The sequence below is a fragment of the Candidatus Cloacimonadota bacterium genome (genome assembly GCA_021734245.1).
GTDB lineage: Bacteria > Cloacimonadota > Cloacimonadia > Cloacimonadales > TCS61 > B137-G9.
On the sequence record JAIPJH010000070.1, the window covers coordinates 1 to 16,184 of the forward strand.

Here is a 16,184-nt window from a genome sequence, read left to right on the forward strand (position 1 = left end):
GCTAATGGCTCGATATTGCCACCGGTAACTTGCGCCTGATAATCTCTCCATACAACTGCACTGAGAGCATGCATGGAAGTGTGAGTGCGCATCATTTTGTAACGTCGTTCCCAATCGATTTTGCCTGTGATCTCAGTTCCAACTTCCGGTAATTCTCCTTCGATAAAATGACGAATTCTGCTGTCGATCTTTTTCACTTTTGTCACTCTGGAAACTTTTCCGGCAAATTCAATTTCTCCAGTATCGCAGGGCTGTCCGCCACCGGTGGGATAAAACGCTGTACGATCCAGCACGATCGTTTTTGCATCATCATTAACTTCCAATACTTTAGCCTTAAATTCTTCTAAATAACTATCTTCCAAATATAACAAATCTGTCATTTTGATTCTCCCAAAAATCTTTTGATGTTACAATTGCAGTAAGTATTGCAGATTGTCAACGCAGATGTTACAGGTTACTTATTTCAATAGTTGCGTTTTTCCTGACCTGTGGAATTCCGCCGGATTATCCCACAGCGATATAAAAATGTTGATATCAGTTGATTATTTCTCAATAGCCCCGTCATTTATGGTGGGGTTGATAAGTTTTCCCAAGATCAAAAGCTGCTTTTTGCTGATCAGGAAAAAGCAGCAATAAGTTTGAAGATAATATCTCTTGCACCTTGCCATGAAAGGCAAGGCTATTCATGGTGTTTTCTCAGACAAATTGAACAACCTCAGCATGTGGCATGTGACAAGGTTATGAGACAAGTAGAGATAGGAACAAAATCACCGCTCCCACCTGAATGTACCAATCCCACCATTGCAACTTCTGCTGGTAAAGATAAGTGCGGGTCGGGTAAAGGCGAAAAGCACGTAATTCCAAGGAAATAGCGCGATACCGTACTTCCGAAATGGCTCGTGCCACTACTGGAAAGATGAGCGAAATAAAAGCTTTACTGCGCGTGATCAGCGGCAGTCTGCTCAGTTCGATTCCCCGCAGATGCAGAGCTTCTTTGCTGCGCTGGAACTGGCGATGGAAAATCGGGATAAAGTGAATTACGGTTGCCACCAGAAAAGAGATCTCGTAAGGAAATTTCCAGGCCCGAAACGCCAGCAGGTAATCGTAATAAGGAATATCGAAGAGCAGCCCGGCAATGATGATGATGAGCATAAAACGCAGGCTGGCAGCTGCTCCGTAAGCTAAACCACCGGAAGTTATTTGAATGAACTGCCACTGCCAGAGGGTTTCACCTTCGTGACGGAACAAAACCTGAAAAACCATGAGCGTGACGACCAGACGCAGAATCAGTTTGAGTCGGTGCCAGATGCGCTGAAAGCGTTTGCGGGAAGGATTTATACTCAGAAGCAGAACCAGCGAAATAGCGATCAGCACAGCTTGCACTTCCGCTGTGTTGTAGATCACAGAAAGCGATGTGATCGCCATCACGATGATGAGGGTTGTGCGCAGGTTCAATTTGATTTTCATTCAATAATTCCTGATTTCATATTTTTCCTCGTTCCTAAACTCCAGTTTGGGAACGCAAGATTTTCGCAGCTCTTGCTGCCGCATATAAAATCTTCTCATATTCTCCAAGTATCACATCTCATCTCTAAAATCGCAAACAGGATGTTTGCGTTACATTCCCACTTCCAAATTAAACACAAAATTTACTCCCGGTCCCGGATAACCGAATTTTTCCAGATAGTTTTTATCCAGGATATTTTCCATTCCAACAGAGAATTTGTAATCTTTCCAATTTTTGTGAAAATAGATCGAATGAAGCCAGTATGAATCCAAGGTAACGATCTGACCGGCATCATTATCAGCATAACGTATGTCTTTCCAATCTGCTTTATATCGCAGTTTGATTTGCCATGGCAATTCTTTAGTTTCAGTTATGTTGACTGTGTTTTGTGGAACTTCCAGAAGACTTAAGTTGCTGTCATCCAGATATTTTATATAAGCATAATCGATCTTATGTTCCCAAAGCCAGTCAAAGTTCAACGTAAATTCAGTTCCGTAATTTTGAACTTTATAAAGATTCTGGTAAATATCACCAACTTTATCGATCAGATTTGTGATGTCATTATAGAAAAAACTGCTGGAAAAAGAGCCGTTGATTCCACTTAAAATTATCGGAATCTGCGAAGTAAGTTCATATTTCCGGGCACGTTGTTCTTCCAAATCCAAATTGCCGCTGCTGGAACTGAACAGCTCGTGCAGATTGGGATAGCGAGTATTGGAAGAAAAAGCCAGCGAAAGTTTACAAAGATCTTCCCAGTAAATTCCAAAAGCCGGCTCCGGATTGGCCTGCCAGCTTCCTATGCCTTTGGGTCGGAAGTAGGAAATGCCCGAACCTCCGGAAAATGTGAAATTTTTCCAGTTGTATTCCATTTGTGCAAATCCGTTGTGTTTCTGTTGATTATTGCTGGTCCAATCGGGGTAATTTCCATTATCCTTGCGATTGTAAACTTCTTTCTCGAAGCGATAACCAAATAAAGCTCGCGCACTAGCAGAAATTTCCCAGTTGTTTTTCTGATTTACCCCGAAGATCCAGCTTTCCAGGTAGGAAGGCCACTGTGGATATATTTCTCCTGTAGCAGCATTGTACTCCACATAAGTGTCGTCGTACTGATCGTAATAAATATTTACATCCGATTTTAAGTAGGGTGAGATTTGGAATGAACCAATTCCCGAAAGCTGCATCCGATGCCACTTGGTAAAATCTCGCAACCTGTTTTCGTAGATGCTGCTGGGAATTTCCTTTTTGTCCATGAAAGTATAGCCGACTTGAATTCCAATGGAATGAAAATCGAAAAGAGTAAAATTTATTTTGCTTTGAAAATCGTATTGATTGCGAGCTGTGTAATTGCGAACTGCACCATTTTCGTAAGGAGTGGCTTGGAAGTTATCTGACATCATAAAACCATCGGTGTGAAAGCGGGAAGCATAAATCCAGTAATCCCATTCTCCCACATCATGTGATGAGGATAAATATATTTTGTTCGTGTTGTTGCGTTTAGATTGCAATCCGGCTTTCAGCCATTTCTCGCTGTTTGCTCCACGCGTGATGATGTTTACAACTCCACCCATCGTATCGCTGCCGTAAAGCGATGAAACAGGACCTTTAAGTACTTGAACTTCTTTAATTTCCGACACAGGAATTGTACTGAGATCAACGTTGCCAAAATAACCACCTCCCAGCGGTCTGCCATCCAGCATAAATTTGATCTGATCATTCTTAAAGCCGCGAATTCTCAGATCGGTTCCGGCTTTTCCTCCGGTTGAAGCGTCCAAGCCAGAAACGTCACCGATTGCTTCTGCCATGTTCATTTCGGTCGTAGTTTGTCTGGGATCGAACGATTTAACTTCAATCGAACCAATTGTTTCCTGTGGTTTTTCTGCGACTACGCGAATACCTTCCAATTGATAATGACGAAGTGCGTCTTGTTTGTTAGTTTCCTTTTCTGCAGCGGTAAGGAAGGAAGTAAGAAGGAAGAAAACTAACAATATCACCTTCCGAGCTTGTGTCATCCTGAGCTCTGTCGAAGGACGAGGAACGATTACTTTAGAATTTATCATTTTATTTCCTTAATAAATTCATCTTCAATTTTAAGAATGTGATCTGCAAAATCATTTAACTGATCCGTTTTGTGGGAAATGATGAGTGCTCCAAAACCTGATTTTTTTCTTTCTATCAAAATTTGTATCATTTTATCTACGATCTGCTGATGCAGTCCGGAAAACGGCTCATCCAGAATCCAGAATTTTTCTTTATTCAATAATAACGCAGCCAATCCGCTGCGTTTTATCTGTCCGCTGCTCTGTTCCCAGAAGGGTGTTTCCAGCAATTCAGAGATGTCTAATTCAGCTAAAACTTTTTTTCTTTTCTTTTGATCTTCATCAGTTAATCTTCTGGTAAATTTACTCTGCCAGATGCTGAGATCTTCATCGGGCGTGGCTGCTACGATGTTGCCTTGCGGTTCCTGTTTGTGATAGATCATAAAGTCTGAGATTTTCTGAATGGACAGCTTTTTCAAATCCAACTTCTTCCCCTGAGAAGGGGAAATGTCCGGGTTTTCCGGACAAAGGGGCTTTTCGTTTATTTCACTTCTTCGAATCTCAATAGTTCCTTCATAATCTTTGATCAGTCCTGACAGAATTCTACAGAAAGTTGTTTTACCGCTGCCGTTTTCTCCGGTGAGAACTGTAATTTCATCAAAAGGAATCTCCAAATTCAGGTTGGAAAATAGCGGCTGTTTATAGCTGAAGGAGAGGTTGGATACCTTGAATTGATTTTTCTGTCCTCCTTCGGAAGGGGGAACTAAATTTATCCCGTGGAATCCTATGGATATTCCACTGGGAGTGGATTCATAACGATCAATTTGTGAACCATTGTTTTGAGAAATATCTATACTATTCATTTTAACTACAAAACCCCACTATCCCGATCTTTCGATACAATTCGGCAAGAGTCGAATCACTCGTGATGACTTCAGGATTTTCTCCACTTGCGAAGAGAAACTTTTTCAAAAATTTATAAGAATCGATCATAAATCGAAAATCCTCATTACATCGTTCAACCATTCGGAAGGTTCTTCGACCATTACGAAGGTTTCAGCTCAATTATCCGATCTGCATTTTCCATGATCTGCGAATGATGATCTGCCAGGATGATGATCTTTTCCTTCTTAGAAAGTTCTTTGATTATATTGATTACCTTTTCAAGATGCTTTTCTGAAAGTCCGGCACTGATTTCATCCAACAGAAAAATGGAAGGAGAGAGAGTGAGAATTGAAGCAAAGGTTACCAGTTTTTTCTGCCCAAAAGAAAGAGTATTCGTATCTTCATTTTTCAAATGTGGAATTCCTAGTTTACACAAAGTTTCAGTTATACGTTGATGAATATCGTTGGCTGAGATCTTCATGTTTTCCGGACCGAAAGCCAGTTCCTGTTCCACGGTTGGAAAAAAAAGCTGATTATCCGGTTCCTGCAGTAAAAGGCTGATGTGAGGTGCTGTTTCCGGCATGGTCAACTTATCAATATCTTGATTATTCCACAAAACCTGACCGCTGAAATTTCCTTTGATCATTTTGGGAATAACGCCGCAAATTATATTGAGCAGCGTTGTCTTGCCGCTGCCGCTGTCTCCTTTGATGGCAATAATTTCGCCTGGTCTGGCAAGAAATGTAAAATCTTCAATAATCGGTTTTTCAGCATGTTGATAACGAAATGAGATATTGTTTAATTGTAGCATTTCAATTCAGCTCGATCGATTTTATGTATTTCATCCAGCGCTGTCTAAATTCATCAGTTGGAATGATCAACCGGAAACTACGTTCATCAATATCATCCATTTCTATGATGTAAGCATTGGAAATATCTTCCCTGTTCAGTATTAAATTTCCACCATCTGAGGAGTGCAGTTTAAGTTTATTATAATCGTAATTTTCCAAAATCTCAGAAAGCAGAATTCCTGTAAATTCATCACCGCGATTTGTGGTGAAATTGTGTTTCTGGAGTTTATCGATTTGGGGAAAAGAGATAATTAATTCTTGATCATTTTGCATGATAACGATGCCATCTTCCAGATTCTCATCACGATTCCAGATAAGTAGAAGAGCAGCTAATAGAACGATAAGTATTGCAAGAATTAAAAGATTATTTTTCATATGATTAAAACCCCTTTCCGGCTAAAGCCGTATCTCCCCTTGTCAGGGGAGAATTTCTTCGATTTAGAACTGTGGATAAGCTATTCTTTTCTTTCATTTTTCTTTCACATTCTCTCACACTTCCCCCTGTCAAGGAGGACCGTGGGGTTGATGTATTCATCACTGCGATTTGTGGTGAAATTATGTTTCTGAAGTTTATCGATTTGGGGAAATGTGATAATTACTTCTTGTTCATTTTGCATGATAACGATGCCATCTTCCAGATTCTCATCATGATTCCGGATAAGTAGAAGAGCAACTAATAGAACGATAAGTATTGCAAGAATTAATAGATTATTTTTCATATGATTAAAACCCATTTCCGGCTAAAGCCGTATCTCCCCTTGTCAGGGGAGAATTTCTTCGATTTAGAATTGTGGATAAGCTATTCTTTTCTTTCATTTTTCTTTCACATTCTCTCACACTTCCCCCTGCCAAGGGGGACCGAGGGGGTTGATGTATTCATCAATCCTTCGACTCCGCTCAGGATGACTCAATATTTTTCTCTTTCAATCTATATTTCCGCACGAAATGATCATTTTTAGAGTTTTGCCCAAAAAATTCAAAATCTTCCAATCGAGAAGAAAAGGGAGTTTTGTTATCAATAACAGGATATTCAGAATAATAGATGCAGATCTCAACGATATTTTTCAGATTGCAAACTGGTGGTAAGGTCTTTGATGTAGAATTAAACTTTCCTTTCTCTTTCGCTATTTTTATTTCCGAAAATGATCTTTCAGAAATAAAAAACGCAGTTCCATCTGCTGCGATCACAAGAGCATATTCAGCCGGAATTTCTTTTTGCTGTAGAATTTCAGAAAGATTTCCTGTTTGGCGCAGAACTTGACGACCAGCAATATTTCCTGTTATCAGGATGCCTGATCCCGAACATCCTGAAAGCAATATAATAACTATAAGCAAAACTGCTATTCTTGCCATGTAACCTTCTTTATAATCTGCCACTTAGGATCATCAAAATTGATCTTAATACCAATCTGATTTCCATCCTGATCTATCAGTATTTTTGGTGTTTCCTTCCAACCAGCCAGTTTTGCCAGATCGTGCCAGTTGAAAAATTGATCTCTGAAAAAAATAACTCGATCAAACATCTGGATGTAAGCCAGATTTTTAATCCACATTCCACCCGGCATGTCTGGACTCTGCAGATTGTATTTTCCAGCATCGAAGATTAAAACAGCGTTTTTTAAATATTTATCAAAATCCAATTTGTGGGAAACGCCATCTGAACTGATCAGGAGAAATTCACCTCTCAGCATCGGAAAAACATCATCTACAAAATCGATAAAGAAGTAACCTGACATATCCTTAAATGGTGTCGGGTCAGCTATGAGTTCCATTTCTTTTAGAATCGACTCAGCAGTAAAAATGGTGTATGGAAGAGGCATTTCATTTAGTTGCTCCGTTGTTATTTCAGCAATTCCCTGAATCCAGAACATGTCACGGATTTGTGGAACTATAAGGCGGATTTTATCCTCGTTTAGCGGTTTTCCATTTTTCTTTAGAGCGATTATCGGTTTGTAATCTTCTATTTCTGTTTTTGTTAACCGCACTTGATAATTATCTTCCGAAGTAAAACGCAATTGATCGTAATCTGTGATCTGAAATTCCTGTAGAATATTCAGTAAAGCAACTCCTGTCCATTTTTCAACTTTTACCTTTCCGTTCTTTTCGCGGTGAGTTTCCATCTTTTTTTGCTGAAATGTTTTCAGTTGTTCTAAACTGATTTCATGTGATTTTTTACCATCAATTAAAGTGATGGAGGAGAGTGAAAAGGTTATCAGTAATAAAAAAAATATAATTTTAAACTTCATAAGTTGTTCCTAATTTGTATTCGAGATTTAATAAAATTTGTTCTTTGTAGAAGTGATGTTAAGCTCCCCTTTGTAAGGGGAGATAAAGAGGGGTTAATCATGTTAAAAGTGCATTTCAGCAAAGAAAACCCCCTTTGATTCCCCCTTCCGAAGGGGGATAATCAATTAAATGCTTCGAATAAACTTTTCTAATTCGTTGCATCATACTATCCTGTATTTTCTTAATTTCTTGAAAAGTGAATAGGAAAGCATTCCACCAACTATTCCTGATATTGCAGCAGCAACCAGAGAAATAAGTAATGGGATTGTTGCCAGTCGCATCACCAGAAGCGTTACAACCAAAGCTCCACTGATATTGGCAAATGTGCAGATCGCAGTTTGAGCTGTAATAGATGATTTTTCTTTGAAAATATGAGCAACAATTTCCGCTGTTATTCCAGGTAAAGTGTAGCTGATAAGAGAAACTGCACCATGATTTCCAAAATAACCCAGCGAGATCATCACGATTGCCTGCACTATTCCAATTAAAATGCCGGTTCCGGGTTTGTTGACGACAGCAATTGCCAACGCTATCCACATCATATAAAATCCGCCAGCCAGAGATCCGCCCGGAATCATCAAAGGAGCAGAAATTAGATGAATAAGCGGGGTGACGATCGGTTTGACCGCCAGCCCCAAAGCACTGAAAATGGCTATGTATAAAAGATCTTGAGATGTGAATTTTTTGAACATAACTGGTAAATCCTTTACGATAATGCTACCAGTTCTATTCGAATAAGATATTTGAAGCTGTTTTGCAATTCATTTCCTTCTGCATCGATGAAAACAGCTTTGTTTTGAGTTGTTAGCCAATAGCCGGTTTGAATATCTTCCCAAGTATATTCTTTTGTATAATCATCGGAAGCTGTGAAGTGATATTCATAATTTTCAGGATTTTCAGTAACGTATTTTGATATAAAATAATCGAGTTCAAAACCGGGATCGGTATAAAAGTTGCCATTTCCTGATTCATGATAAACGTCTTCTGTTTCAAAAGCTCCGGTTTGGAATGTGATCTCATTTCCATCTGCATCTATTACAATCACAGCTCGATACAAGTTTATCTGTAAAGCGTACTTCACATCGTAAGCCGTGAAAATCTCATCGCTGGGAAAATAGGTTCGGAATTTTTCAGTTGGCAGCAGATAGCCGGTTTCGAATTGACTGAAATAAAGATCGGGATTGCCGCCTTGTCGCGGTGAATAGCCATCATCAGAAGTGATTTCATAAGTGTATTCCAGTTCATCTACTCCATCACGATCAAAATCGAGAAATTGAACCAGATTGTAACCTGTTACAATTTCACCTTCATAATCTACATCTTCACCAACAAAATCTACCAGATCAGCGGAATCGGGGAAGGTCATTTCCAGATCGGGAGTTTGTGCTATTTCTGGTGGAGTTGGATCATCGTTATCATTTCCGGTACTGTCTTTTTCGCTGCAGCCAAATGCAAACATCAAGATGATGAGTGCTGATAAGAGAAAAGTTAGATTTCTTTTCATTTTACCTCCAAAATTTTTTATTTTTTTGAAGGCAAGTTGAGCTTCGAATTTTTTACTCACTCGCCTTTCCAAATACGGGAGGCATATCCGTTTCCGAATATACCCTCATGGAATATTACAATTCCAATCGGTAAGTGTTCTTGCGGCTAATTTGCCGTTTTAGACACACTTACTCGGCGCAGGTTCAGAAAGAAAAAATAAGTTATTATGTCAATGAGGAAATCGTAGCGCAATCTTCCTGATTGCGACAACAGAGGTGAGGAGTGAGGAGTTAGAGGTGAGAAGTGAGAGGTGAGAAGTGAGATGTCACATGTTTCACCTGTTTTTATTGTGTGAATTCAGATCCTCTCAATATTCACAAATTCATTACAATAATAGTGGCAATCAATCCAATATTGCTGATAAGCCAGAGGTAAAAATAGATTCCAACTCGACCATTTTGCATGCGAGTGATCTTATTGTATTGATGCAGATAATAGAAGAATTTGAAGCGCAGCCACAAAACATCGACCTTAACTCCGTTTTGCTTTAGATAGCTGGCTACCATAAATGTACTGAACAGTATCAATGCTATAAAGAATAAGACCAGATACAAAAAAATCACTATTTTTTACCTCCTGAATCAATAGAGCTAAAACTTGATAATGGTGTCAAGCAGGAAGATCGAACTTAGATTAAAACAATAAAATTACTTCCTGAGTGATGCCTTGGAAAACTTGATTGCCGGGATTTTTACGTCGAATTTTATCTCGTCAAAAATGATCTCGGTTCCTTTACCTTCTTTCAGTGCATCCTTGATGATAATCCGTTTAGGATACCAGCGGCCATCGACTTTGAAAACCTCTTTGATCTCAGTGGTTTTGAGAAGTGTTCCGCTCTTGCCAAAACGTTCTTCCTTCAAAGCCAGATATTTTTCCTTATCAACCCAGATCTTGCGAGTTTGATAAGCTACATCGTTAATTTTTGCGGTAAGTTCCAGAATCCAGCAATCGCTTTCATTGAATTCTTCTTCACCAATTACATTTGCATCATAAAGCTTCAAAAGCTCAGTCTCCTCCATCATATCCTCGTAGGAAAGATCTGAGCCCATCATACTTTGCCGCAGCATGTGTCCGCTTATTTGGATGGTTCTGTCTGCTTCCGGCTCAAAGATCCACAGATCATCGCCCAGTTTCAGCATTTTAGTGCCGGCATCTTTGGGAGGGAAAAGATATTCGGAAAACGATCTTTCTTCGCCTTCGCTCCACGATTTCAATTTCATGGTTTTATTTACTCTGTTGCCATAAACTATCATCTGCATAGTACTTACCACCTGTTTGGAGTACATGTTGTCGTCGATTTTCTGCAGGATCGTATTTCCATCGGGATATTCTGCAAAGATCAAACCGCAGGATAATATTATTATCAAAACTATTAATTTTTTCATGTTTCCAACTCCTTGAACAATTGCGCTGTATTTCGTTTATAAATTCCAATTCCAGAGATAACAGCTCCCAGAACTGAAGATAAAATTCCTGGAAGTAAACCAATTACATAACTGGTAGAATTAACTTGTGCCTGCATTTTGGTGCTCATCAAAACTTTCGCATCTTTCATCAGATTGCTAATGTCGATTCCTGTATATTGCAGAATATAGGAAAAAATTAAACCGATCGCAGTTCCGATGATGGTTCCTGCCACTCCGATCATCAAAGATTCGAAGATCATCATGCGGTAGATGTGCCCTTTGCTTTCGCCAATTGCCAGTCTTACGCCAACTTCTCCATAACGGCGAATTCCGTTCATCAGGCCGGCATTCCAGAGCACCAGAGACATTATGAAAACGAAAATGAAAATCATCGTTCCCAGGCGTTCATCCATCGAGCTTATCAGGAAATCCAGGTTGTTCTGTTCGCGTAAAGGTTTCATAATGCTGGAATATTGATCACTTTCATCTGTAAATTCTGAATTGAATTCCACAGAAATTTTGTAAGTTTTTTCTTCATCGTATTTGGGCATAATACCCAGAATTTCGCTGGCTCCATTTTCCATATCCAGCATATATCTGGCATCGGAAAGATCGATGATCACAGCGCCGCGATCCATTGCCGATACACCAAAGGTAATCGTTCCACACACATTGAAATTGTACATACTGAGTGAACCGAACATAGTGGAAGTGATAACTGTAACATCATCTTGCAGCTTTATTCCCATTTTATCTGCAACTTCCTGACTGATCAGGATTTCGCCCTGTTTACCGGGAAGTCTGCCCTGAATAACTGCTTTTTCCAGGTTCAACAAGTCTTTTTCTTTATTGTTGGAAAGCAGATCAACAGCCATTCCCATGATCTCCCCCTGAGATTTGGTTTCACCATTTTCATCAGGAAGATCCAGAAGACCGCCAAAATAGATTCGAGGTAACCAGGTTATCTCTGGATATTTCTCTCTTACATTTTTCACGATCTCATCTGTTCCCAGTAGGGCAAGATCGAGTGGACGCTGCTCAGCCATTTTCTCATAAGCTCGCGTCATGATCTTTATATGCCCGGTAGAGAATCTGGCATTTTCTCGAATCGTCATCGTAGCAAAACCGTTCAGCCAGCTGTACATTAACACAGTTAACATTACGCCGGCAGAAATAGTGAGAATGGGAAATAAGCTGCGGCTGCGATCTTTTAAAAGTCCTTTTATTATGAATTTAAACATTAATATTACCTCGTCATTTTGTCATTTTTCCGCGTAGAGCATCGGTAGGTTTCAGTCTGGCAATTTTTCTGCTGGGAAGATAACTGACTATCGTAACGGTGATCAGAACCAGGATTATAGTTCCTAAAACCAGTTTCACACCATATTGCGGATAGAGTGTATCGGTAAGACCGCTGATGCCGTAATCATCTCCGCTGGCACCAAAATTCAAGCCAACTTTTTCGAAATAGCTCAGTAATGGAATCCCGTAAACTGCACCAACAAATATCGCTAAAACAGCATGAAGAGAACCTTCCAAAGTGAAAAGCCCGATGATCTTCTTCCTGGTCATTCCCAGAGCCATCATGGTTCCCATTTCTTTGCGGCGTCGGAAAATTGATAATATCTGAGTATCAAAAATCGCGATTCCTGCCATGAAAAGTAAAAGAAGATACATTATAGAAGAACCAACAGTTTTAGCCTGGATCATGTTTTTGAGGTCCTGCAGAAGAAAGGCTTCATCTTTGAATTCCCAATTTCTATAATTCAAATTTTCCGGCACATATTTCATTACGATTTTAGTTGCTTCATTATCCAACTCCAGCATCTGCTGCATTTTAGCAAGCGGAATCCAGAGAGTATTTGTATCGATTGCCAGCACCGTTGTTTCGAAGATATGATTGATTTTCACATCAGTGGCATCCCAGGCTCCGTTGGCATCCCGCCAGCGCAGAGTTACGAAATCACCAACATTCAATTCCGCACTTTTGGCTGTTCTACTGCCGATAATCGCACCAAGTTCTTCAGTATCGTTGTTCAGGAACTCCGTGGGAATTTTCAATAATTTCTGGTTCGGATCGATGCCTTTCAGCAAGATGCTTTTCATTCTTCCTTTCGGATAAATAGAAGCAGGGGAGAGCAGGATGGGAACAGCATTTCCGCCGACGATCTGCTTATTTAATTCAGCAGGGATCTCGGCATGACTTTCGTCTAAAGTAAAAGGATCGTAAGGATCATAAGTTTGCTGCCAGAATTGTCCACTGGCAATATGCCAGTCTTTGATCTCCCGCGTAGCATCTTCACTCCAACCAACGAAAAAACCCTGCAGGGCAATAATGGAGAAATATGCAACCGAAAGTATGAAAATATTCAGCCAGGTTCTCAGGCCGGCACCGATTATGTTTTTATAGGCAAGTTTGAAGATCATTTCAACCTCCTTTCACGATTTCGTCTTTGGCTACTTTCCCATCCAAAAGAGTGATCTTGCGGCGTAAATATTGAATAACCTTGGCATCGTGAGTAGAAAAAAGAAAGGTTGTTCCCAGTTCTTTATTCAATTTCTGCATTGTTTTCAGAATGTGATGCGAGTTATCTGCATCCAGATTTGCAGTGGGTTCATCAGCCAGAACGATGGTTGGTTTTTTAACGATTGCCCGGGCAATTGCCACGCGCTGACTTTCACCACCGGAAAGTTGAGCCGGACGGGATTTATTTTTATCGGAAAGTCCAACCCATTCCAAGGCATCCAAGACGGCTTTTTTTCTCTGCTCGGTCGTCATATTCAGCAGCAGCAGGGGAAATTCCACATTCTCAAAAACTGTGTAAACAGGCAGCAGATTGTAGGTCTGAAAAATGAAGCCAATATATTTGCTTCTTAACTGAGCTGATTCTTTGGAGTTTAAATCTGCAACTGATTTTTCCATCACGTAAACTTTACCCTCTGACTGGGAATCCAGCGAACCGATGATATTTAAAAGTGTTGTTTTTCCACTGCCACTGGGACCGACAATTCCAGTGAATTCACCTTCCTCGAATTTCAGGTTAATATCTTCCAGAGCTGTGAATTTCCTGAGTCCCATGGGATAGGTTTTGGTCATGTTTTCAATTTTAATTAGAGCCATAACATATTCCTTTTATTAGTTTTTCACCTAAAAATTCATTTCCAGCAATAACTGCACTGATCTTCCATCCTGATCATACTCAGGAATCGGATATTCATCAAAATCCGGATTCCAGAAAAAATTGAGATAAATACTTAGAAAATCGTAAGCTCTGGAATACGAAAAATAGTAGTTATAGTTTTCTGTCAGCCAGTTATAATTAACTATCGCAGATGCGGAATCCAGCCTGCCGACAGGATAGGAAAGCATTACTGATGAGGCATAAGAATCCTGGAATAAAGTTGGAATTTCTTCAGAAAATTCATAGAACATGTGCTCTGTCAGAAGATAAATACCATTCCCAACAGCTATGGAATAATCTGCACCAACTGTAAAAAAGTGTTTGTAATATTCAGAATTATTTGCATTCATCACGGAAAGCATGGTCTCCAGCCACAGACCTATCTCAAAATCCCAGCGGCAATCCAAACCAAAACGATCTTCATTTTCCCATTGCAGATCATCGAGATTGCGATGATGATAACTAAACGCAGCTTCGCAAAATTTGAAAGGATATTGCAGACGTCCGCCAAATTCAAATCCATTAGTTTCGAGATCAGTTCCAGCCACACTTGTTCCATCTTTATCAGGTTTGATTCCCCAAATCCAGAGATTGGCATTATTCAAAAAATAATAACGGAACAAGAGCGATTCTGCACCTTCCGAATTTTTTTGCGGATCAGTTGGATTGATTGTATCGAACCATTGCAGAGGTCGCAAAATTTGAGCTGTTCCAAAATTGATCTTCTGCAATCCCAGGCGAATTTCGTATTGCAAAGCCGAAAAACGCAGCCAGCTTCTGTAGAGTTCAATATCATGTTCACTATTTTCTTCCAGGTCAGATTCATGCTTGTAATAATACAATTCAGCCGTTTGCTCTGTATCTATTGAAAAACTTTCATTTTGAAAAAAAGTAACAAAAAGATTGGGTTTGTAATTTGCATTCAAATGATATCTCTGTCGGCTCGATTCTTCAAACAAACGTCCACTCAAAGTTAGCTTATTTTTGAACTCATATTCAAAGGCAGATAAACTTACTATAAATATTAGGAAAAAAGAGATGAGAGTTATTTTCTTCATTATAACCCCTCTGTCTGAACACTCGTTAGTGGTTCAGTCGTCTCACCTTTACAAGGGAGAAATCTGGAATAAAGAAATATCATAATTTTTCCCTGTAATGTTTTTCCAGTGTTTCCAGAAATGCTTTATCAAAGGCTTTTATGGAATTTTCCGGCGCACCTAAAATCCTTTCTACGGATTTTTGATATTCCCTGAAATTCTGCATAACTTCATGGATCTTTTGCGGAACTTCCTTCAGCTTTTGCAGCAGTTCGGCATTGTGGGAAGCGATACTTGTGCCGAATAACAGAATATGCCGTGCTGTAATTTCAGGATTTTCTATTCTAAACACACCTTCTTTTTTTCCCTGCTTCAAAATCTCTGTCATCATGGGCAAAGAATAATCCAGTGATTTCTGATTAAATTTGTATCTCAGGAACAGATTGTCATCATTATAGATCGCATTTATCAGGGTTAAAATAAAATCAAATCTCTCTGCTTTGTAGATGCTTCCTTTCAGATAGACCTGATTTAATTTCTGGATTGCATTTAAATCTTTATCATTCATAATGGCTTGCATCGAAGCTAAAATTTCCTTGGTAAAGTTTTCTGCCAATTGGTCCAGCAGATCTTCCTTAGATTTGAAATAATGATAGAATGCACCTTTGGAAATGCCAAGTGCTTCGATGATCATATTCACCGAAGTATTTTTATAACCATTTTTATAGAACAGCGCTTGCGCTACTGACATAATCTCGTTTCGTCTCAGTTCAGGATCTTTCACAACTCTACCCATAACTTTACCTTCTTCCTCGAAAAAATTTCCATAAATCAGTACGTTTTTATCAAACATACCGACCGTCGGTCTACTTATTTCAAGATGGAGTTTTTGTAAAGTTTTTTTTGGGGAATTGCTTTCTGATGTGTTTTAAATAATTTCAGTTTACATAGCAAATACTAATCCACGTTTCCCCCGAAAAAATTGAAAGTTATAAACCTAATTTATTGTAATAAATGAAATTGTTGTTATTTTTCCCGTCCAAAACCTTATCCAGCAAAGCCCGCGAATTTTTAACCTCTGAAATCAATACAATTTCAGCGGGTCATTCGTGGGAAACCAGATACCGAATATAAAATTTATAACGGTTTCAACCGTTTCGCAAATTATAAACCATTGAAATGGTTATTTCAAAAAGATTTGAAAATTTACCCATGAATAAATTCATGGGCTTGAAATATTGAAATTCATGCTTCTTCTTATTGATTTCTGAAAAAGAATTTTTTTTCCGGGGGATGCAAGCAAATATTAATCCACTCATCCCCCGAAAAATTTTTTAAAGTGCTAAACTATCATATTGAAACACAAAAGATTAGAGACAAAAAAGTGTAAAAAATTGATTGAACAAAAATGCTCCTTTTATAAATTGGTATAGCCTAAAACACCATAAA

The 16,184-nt window shown here is 39.1% G+C and carries 18 protein-coding genes and 1 riboswitch; all 18 genes read right to left on the reverse strand.

Annotation, left to right across the window (positions count from 1 at the left end):
- Window positions 1-380 (reverse strand): alanyl-tRNA editing protein (locus K9N40_10180; protein ID MCF7814833.1); only part of this gene is annotated, 380 nt, incomplete at its 3' end.
- 358 nt (window positions 381-738) lie between these two features.
- Window positions 739-1,425: an energy-coupling factor transporter transmembrane protein EcfT gene (locus K9N40_10185; protein MCF7814834.1), complete on the reverse strand. Its 687-nt coding sequence runs from the start codon at window positions 1,423-1,425 to the stop codon at window positions 739-741.
- 192 nt (window positions 1,426-1,617) lie between these two features.
- Window positions 1,618-3,564 carry a TonB-dependent receptor plug domain-containing protein gene (locus K9N40_10190; protein MCF7814835.1) on the reverse strand — a complete coding sequence of 649 codons (1,947 nt, stop codon included), beginning with the start codon at window positions 3,562-3,564 and terminating at the stop codon, window positions 1,618-1,620.
- Window positions 3,561-4,406 (reverse strand): energy-coupling factor ABC transporter ATP-binding protein, encoded by an 846-nt coding sequence (locus K9N40_10195; GenBank protein MCF7814836.1) that lies wholly within the window; start codon window positions 4,404-4,406, stop codon window positions 3,561-3,563. Before K9N40_10195 ends, K9N40_10190 begins: the two co-directional genes overlap by 4 nt.
- Window positions 4,407-4,588: 182 nt before the next feature.
- Window positions 4,589-5,239, reverse strand: coding sequence for an energy-coupling factor ABC transporter ATP-binding protein (locus K9N40_10200; GenBank protein MCF7814837.1), 651 nt, complete (start codon window positions 5,237-5,239; stop codon window positions 4,589-4,591).
- 1 nt (window position 5,240) lies between these two features.
- Window positions 5,241-5,654 carry a hypothetical protein gene (locus K9N40_10205; protein MCF7814838.1) on the reverse strand — a complete coding sequence of 138 codons (414 nt, stop codon included), beginning with the start codon at window positions 5,652-5,654 and terminating at the stop codon, window positions 5,241-5,243.
- Window positions 5,655-5,758: 104 nt separating this feature from the next.
- Entirely contained in the window at window positions 5,759-5,998 is a 240-nt protein-coding gene (locus tag K9N40_10210) for a hypothetical protein (protein ID MCF7814839.1), read from the reverse strand.
- Between the two features lie 178 nt (window positions 5,999-6,176).
- Window positions 6,177-6,632, reverse strand: a complete 456-nt coding sequence (locus tag K9N40_10215) for a hypothetical protein (GenBank protein ID MCF7814840.1) — start codon at window positions 6,630-6,632, stop codon at window positions 6,177-6,179.
- Window positions 6,620-7,525 (reverse strand): molybdopterin-dependent oxidoreductase, encoded by a 906-nt coding sequence (locus tag K9N40_10220; protein MCF7814841.1) that lies wholly within the window; start codon window positions 7,523-7,525, stop codon window positions 6,620-6,622. Before K9N40_10220 ends, K9N40_10215 begins: the two co-directional genes overlap by 13 nt.
- Before the next feature lie 201 nt (window positions 7,526-7,726).
- Complete coding sequence (locus K9N40_10225) at window positions 7,727-8,257, reverse strand: ECF transporter S component (protein ID MCF7814842.1); 531 nt, start codon at window positions 8,255-8,257, stop codon at window positions 7,727-7,729.
- Between the two features lie 14 nt (window positions 8,258-8,271).
- Entirely contained in the window at window positions 8,272-9,069 is a 798-nt protein-coding gene (locus K9N40_10230; protein ID MCF7814843.1) for a hypothetical protein, read from the reverse strand.
- A 45-nt stretch (window positions 9,070-9,114) separates the two neighbouring features.
- A riboswitch (molybdenum cofactor riboswitch) is annotated at window positions 9,115-9,260 on the reverse strand.
- A 164-nt stretch (window positions 9,261-9,424) separates the two neighbouring features.
- Complete coding sequence (locus K9N40_10235) at window positions 9,425-9,673, reverse strand: hypothetical protein (GenBank protein ID MCF7814844.1); 249 nt, start codon at window positions 9,671-9,673, stop codon at window positions 9,425-9,427.
- A gap of 84 nt (window positions 9,674-9,757) precedes the next feature.
- Window positions 9,758-10,495: an outer membrane lipoprotein-sorting protein gene (locus K9N40_10240; GenBank protein ID MCF7814845.1), complete on the reverse strand. Its 738-nt coding sequence runs from the start codon at window positions 10,493-10,495 to the stop codon at window positions 9,758-9,760.
- Complete coding sequence (locus tag K9N40_10245) at window positions 10,492-11,757, reverse strand: FtsX-like permease family protein (GenBank protein ID MCF7814846.1); 1,266 nt, start codon at window positions 11,755-11,757, stop codon at window positions 10,492-10,494. Before K9N40_10245 ends, K9N40_10240 begins: the two co-directional genes overlap by 4 nt.
- A 13-nt stretch (window positions 11,758-11,770) precedes the next feature.
- The gene (locus K9N40_10250; protein MCF7814847.1) at window positions 11,771-12,943 is read right to left on the reverse strand and encodes an FtsX-like permease family protein; all 1,173 of its coding nucleotides are present in this window, start codon (window positions 12,941-12,943) and stop codon (window positions 11,771-11,773) included.
- Between the two features lies 1 nt (window position 12,944).
- Entirely contained in the window at window positions 12,945-13,637 is a 693-nt protein-coding gene (locus tag K9N40_10255; GenBank protein ID MCF7814848.1) for an ABC transporter ATP-binding protein, read from the reverse strand.
- Between the two features lie 27 nt (window positions 13,638-13,664).
- Window positions 13,665-14,756 (reverse strand): hypothetical protein, encoded by a 1,092-nt coding sequence (locus K9N40_10260; GenBank protein MCF7814849.1) that lies wholly within the window; start codon window positions 14,754-14,756, stop codon window positions 13,665-13,667.
- A gap of 79 nt (window positions 14,757-14,835) precedes the next feature.
- A complete protein-coding gene (locus tag K9N40_10265; GenBank protein ID MCF7814850.1) occupies window positions 14,836-15,588 on the reverse strand; it encodes a TetR/AcrR family transcriptional regulator in 753 nt (250 codons plus the stop codon).
- Window positions 15,589-16,184: the final 596 nt, after the last annotated feature.

Bases quoted from the DNA above. Each gene is read 5' to 3' on its own strand.
- K9N40_10240 (MCF7814845.1), bottom strand. From the start codon at position 10,495: ATGAAAAAATTAATAGTTTTGATAATAATATTATCCTGCGGTTTGATC.
- K9N40_10250 (MCF7814847.1), bottom strand. From the start codon at position 12,943: ATGATCTTCAAACTTGCCTATAAAAACATAATCGGTGCCGGCCTGAGA.
- K9N40_10210 (MCF7814839.1), bottom strand. From the start codon at position 5,998: ATGAAAAATAATCTATTAATTCTTGCAATACTTATCGTTCTATTAGTT.
- K9N40_10205 (MCF7814838.1), bottom strand. From the start codon at position 5,654: ATGAAAAATAATCTTTTAATTCTTGCAATACTTATCGTTCTATTAGCT.
- K9N40_10195 (MCF7814836.1), bottom strand. From the start codon at position 4,406: ATGAATAGTATAGATATTTCTCAAAACAATGGTTCACAAATTGATCGT.
- K9N40_10260 (MCF7814849.1), bottom strand. From the start codon at position 14,756: ATGAAGAAAATAACTCTCATCTCTTTTTTCCTAATATTTATAGTAAGT.
- K9N40_10220 (MCF7814841.1), bottom strand. From the start codon at position 7,525: ATGAAGTTTAAAATTATATTTTTTTTATTACTGATAACCTTTTCACTC.
- K9N40_10230 (MCF7814843.1), bottom strand. From the start codon at position 9,069: ATGAAAAGAAATCTAACTTTTCTCTTATCAGCACTCATCATCTTGATG.
- K9N40_10200 (MCF7814837.1), bottom strand. From the start codon at position 5,239: ATGCTACAATTAAACAATATCTCATTTCGTTATCAACATGCTGAAAAA.
- K9N40_10265 (MCF7814850.1), bottom strand. From the start codon at position 15,588: ATGTTTGATAAAAACGTACTGATTTATGGAAATTTTTTCGAGGAAGAA.
- K9N40_10225 (MCF7814842.1), bottom strand. From the start codon at position 8,257: ATGTTCAAAAAATTCACATCTCAAGATCTTTTATACATAGCCATTTTC.
- K9N40_10245 (MCF7814846.1), bottom strand. From the start codon at position 11,757: ATGTTTAAATTCATAATAAAAGGACTTTTAAAAGATCGCAGCCGCAGC.
- K9N40_10255 (MCF7814848.1), bottom strand. From the start codon at position 13,637: ATGGCTCTAATTAAAATTGAAAACATGACCAAAACCTATCCCATGGGA.
- K9N40_10190 (MCF7814835.1), bottom strand. From the start codon at position 3,564: ATGATAAATTCTAAAGTAATCGTTCCTCGTCCTTCGACAGAGCTCAGG.
- K9N40_10185 (MCF7814834.1), bottom strand. From the start codon at position 1,425: ATGGCGATCACATCGCTTTCTGTGATCTACAACACAGCGGAAGTGCAA.
- K9N40_10215 (MCF7814840.1), bottom strand. From the start codon at position 6,632: ATGGCAAGAATAGCAGTTTTGCTTATAGTTATTATATTGCTTTCAGGA.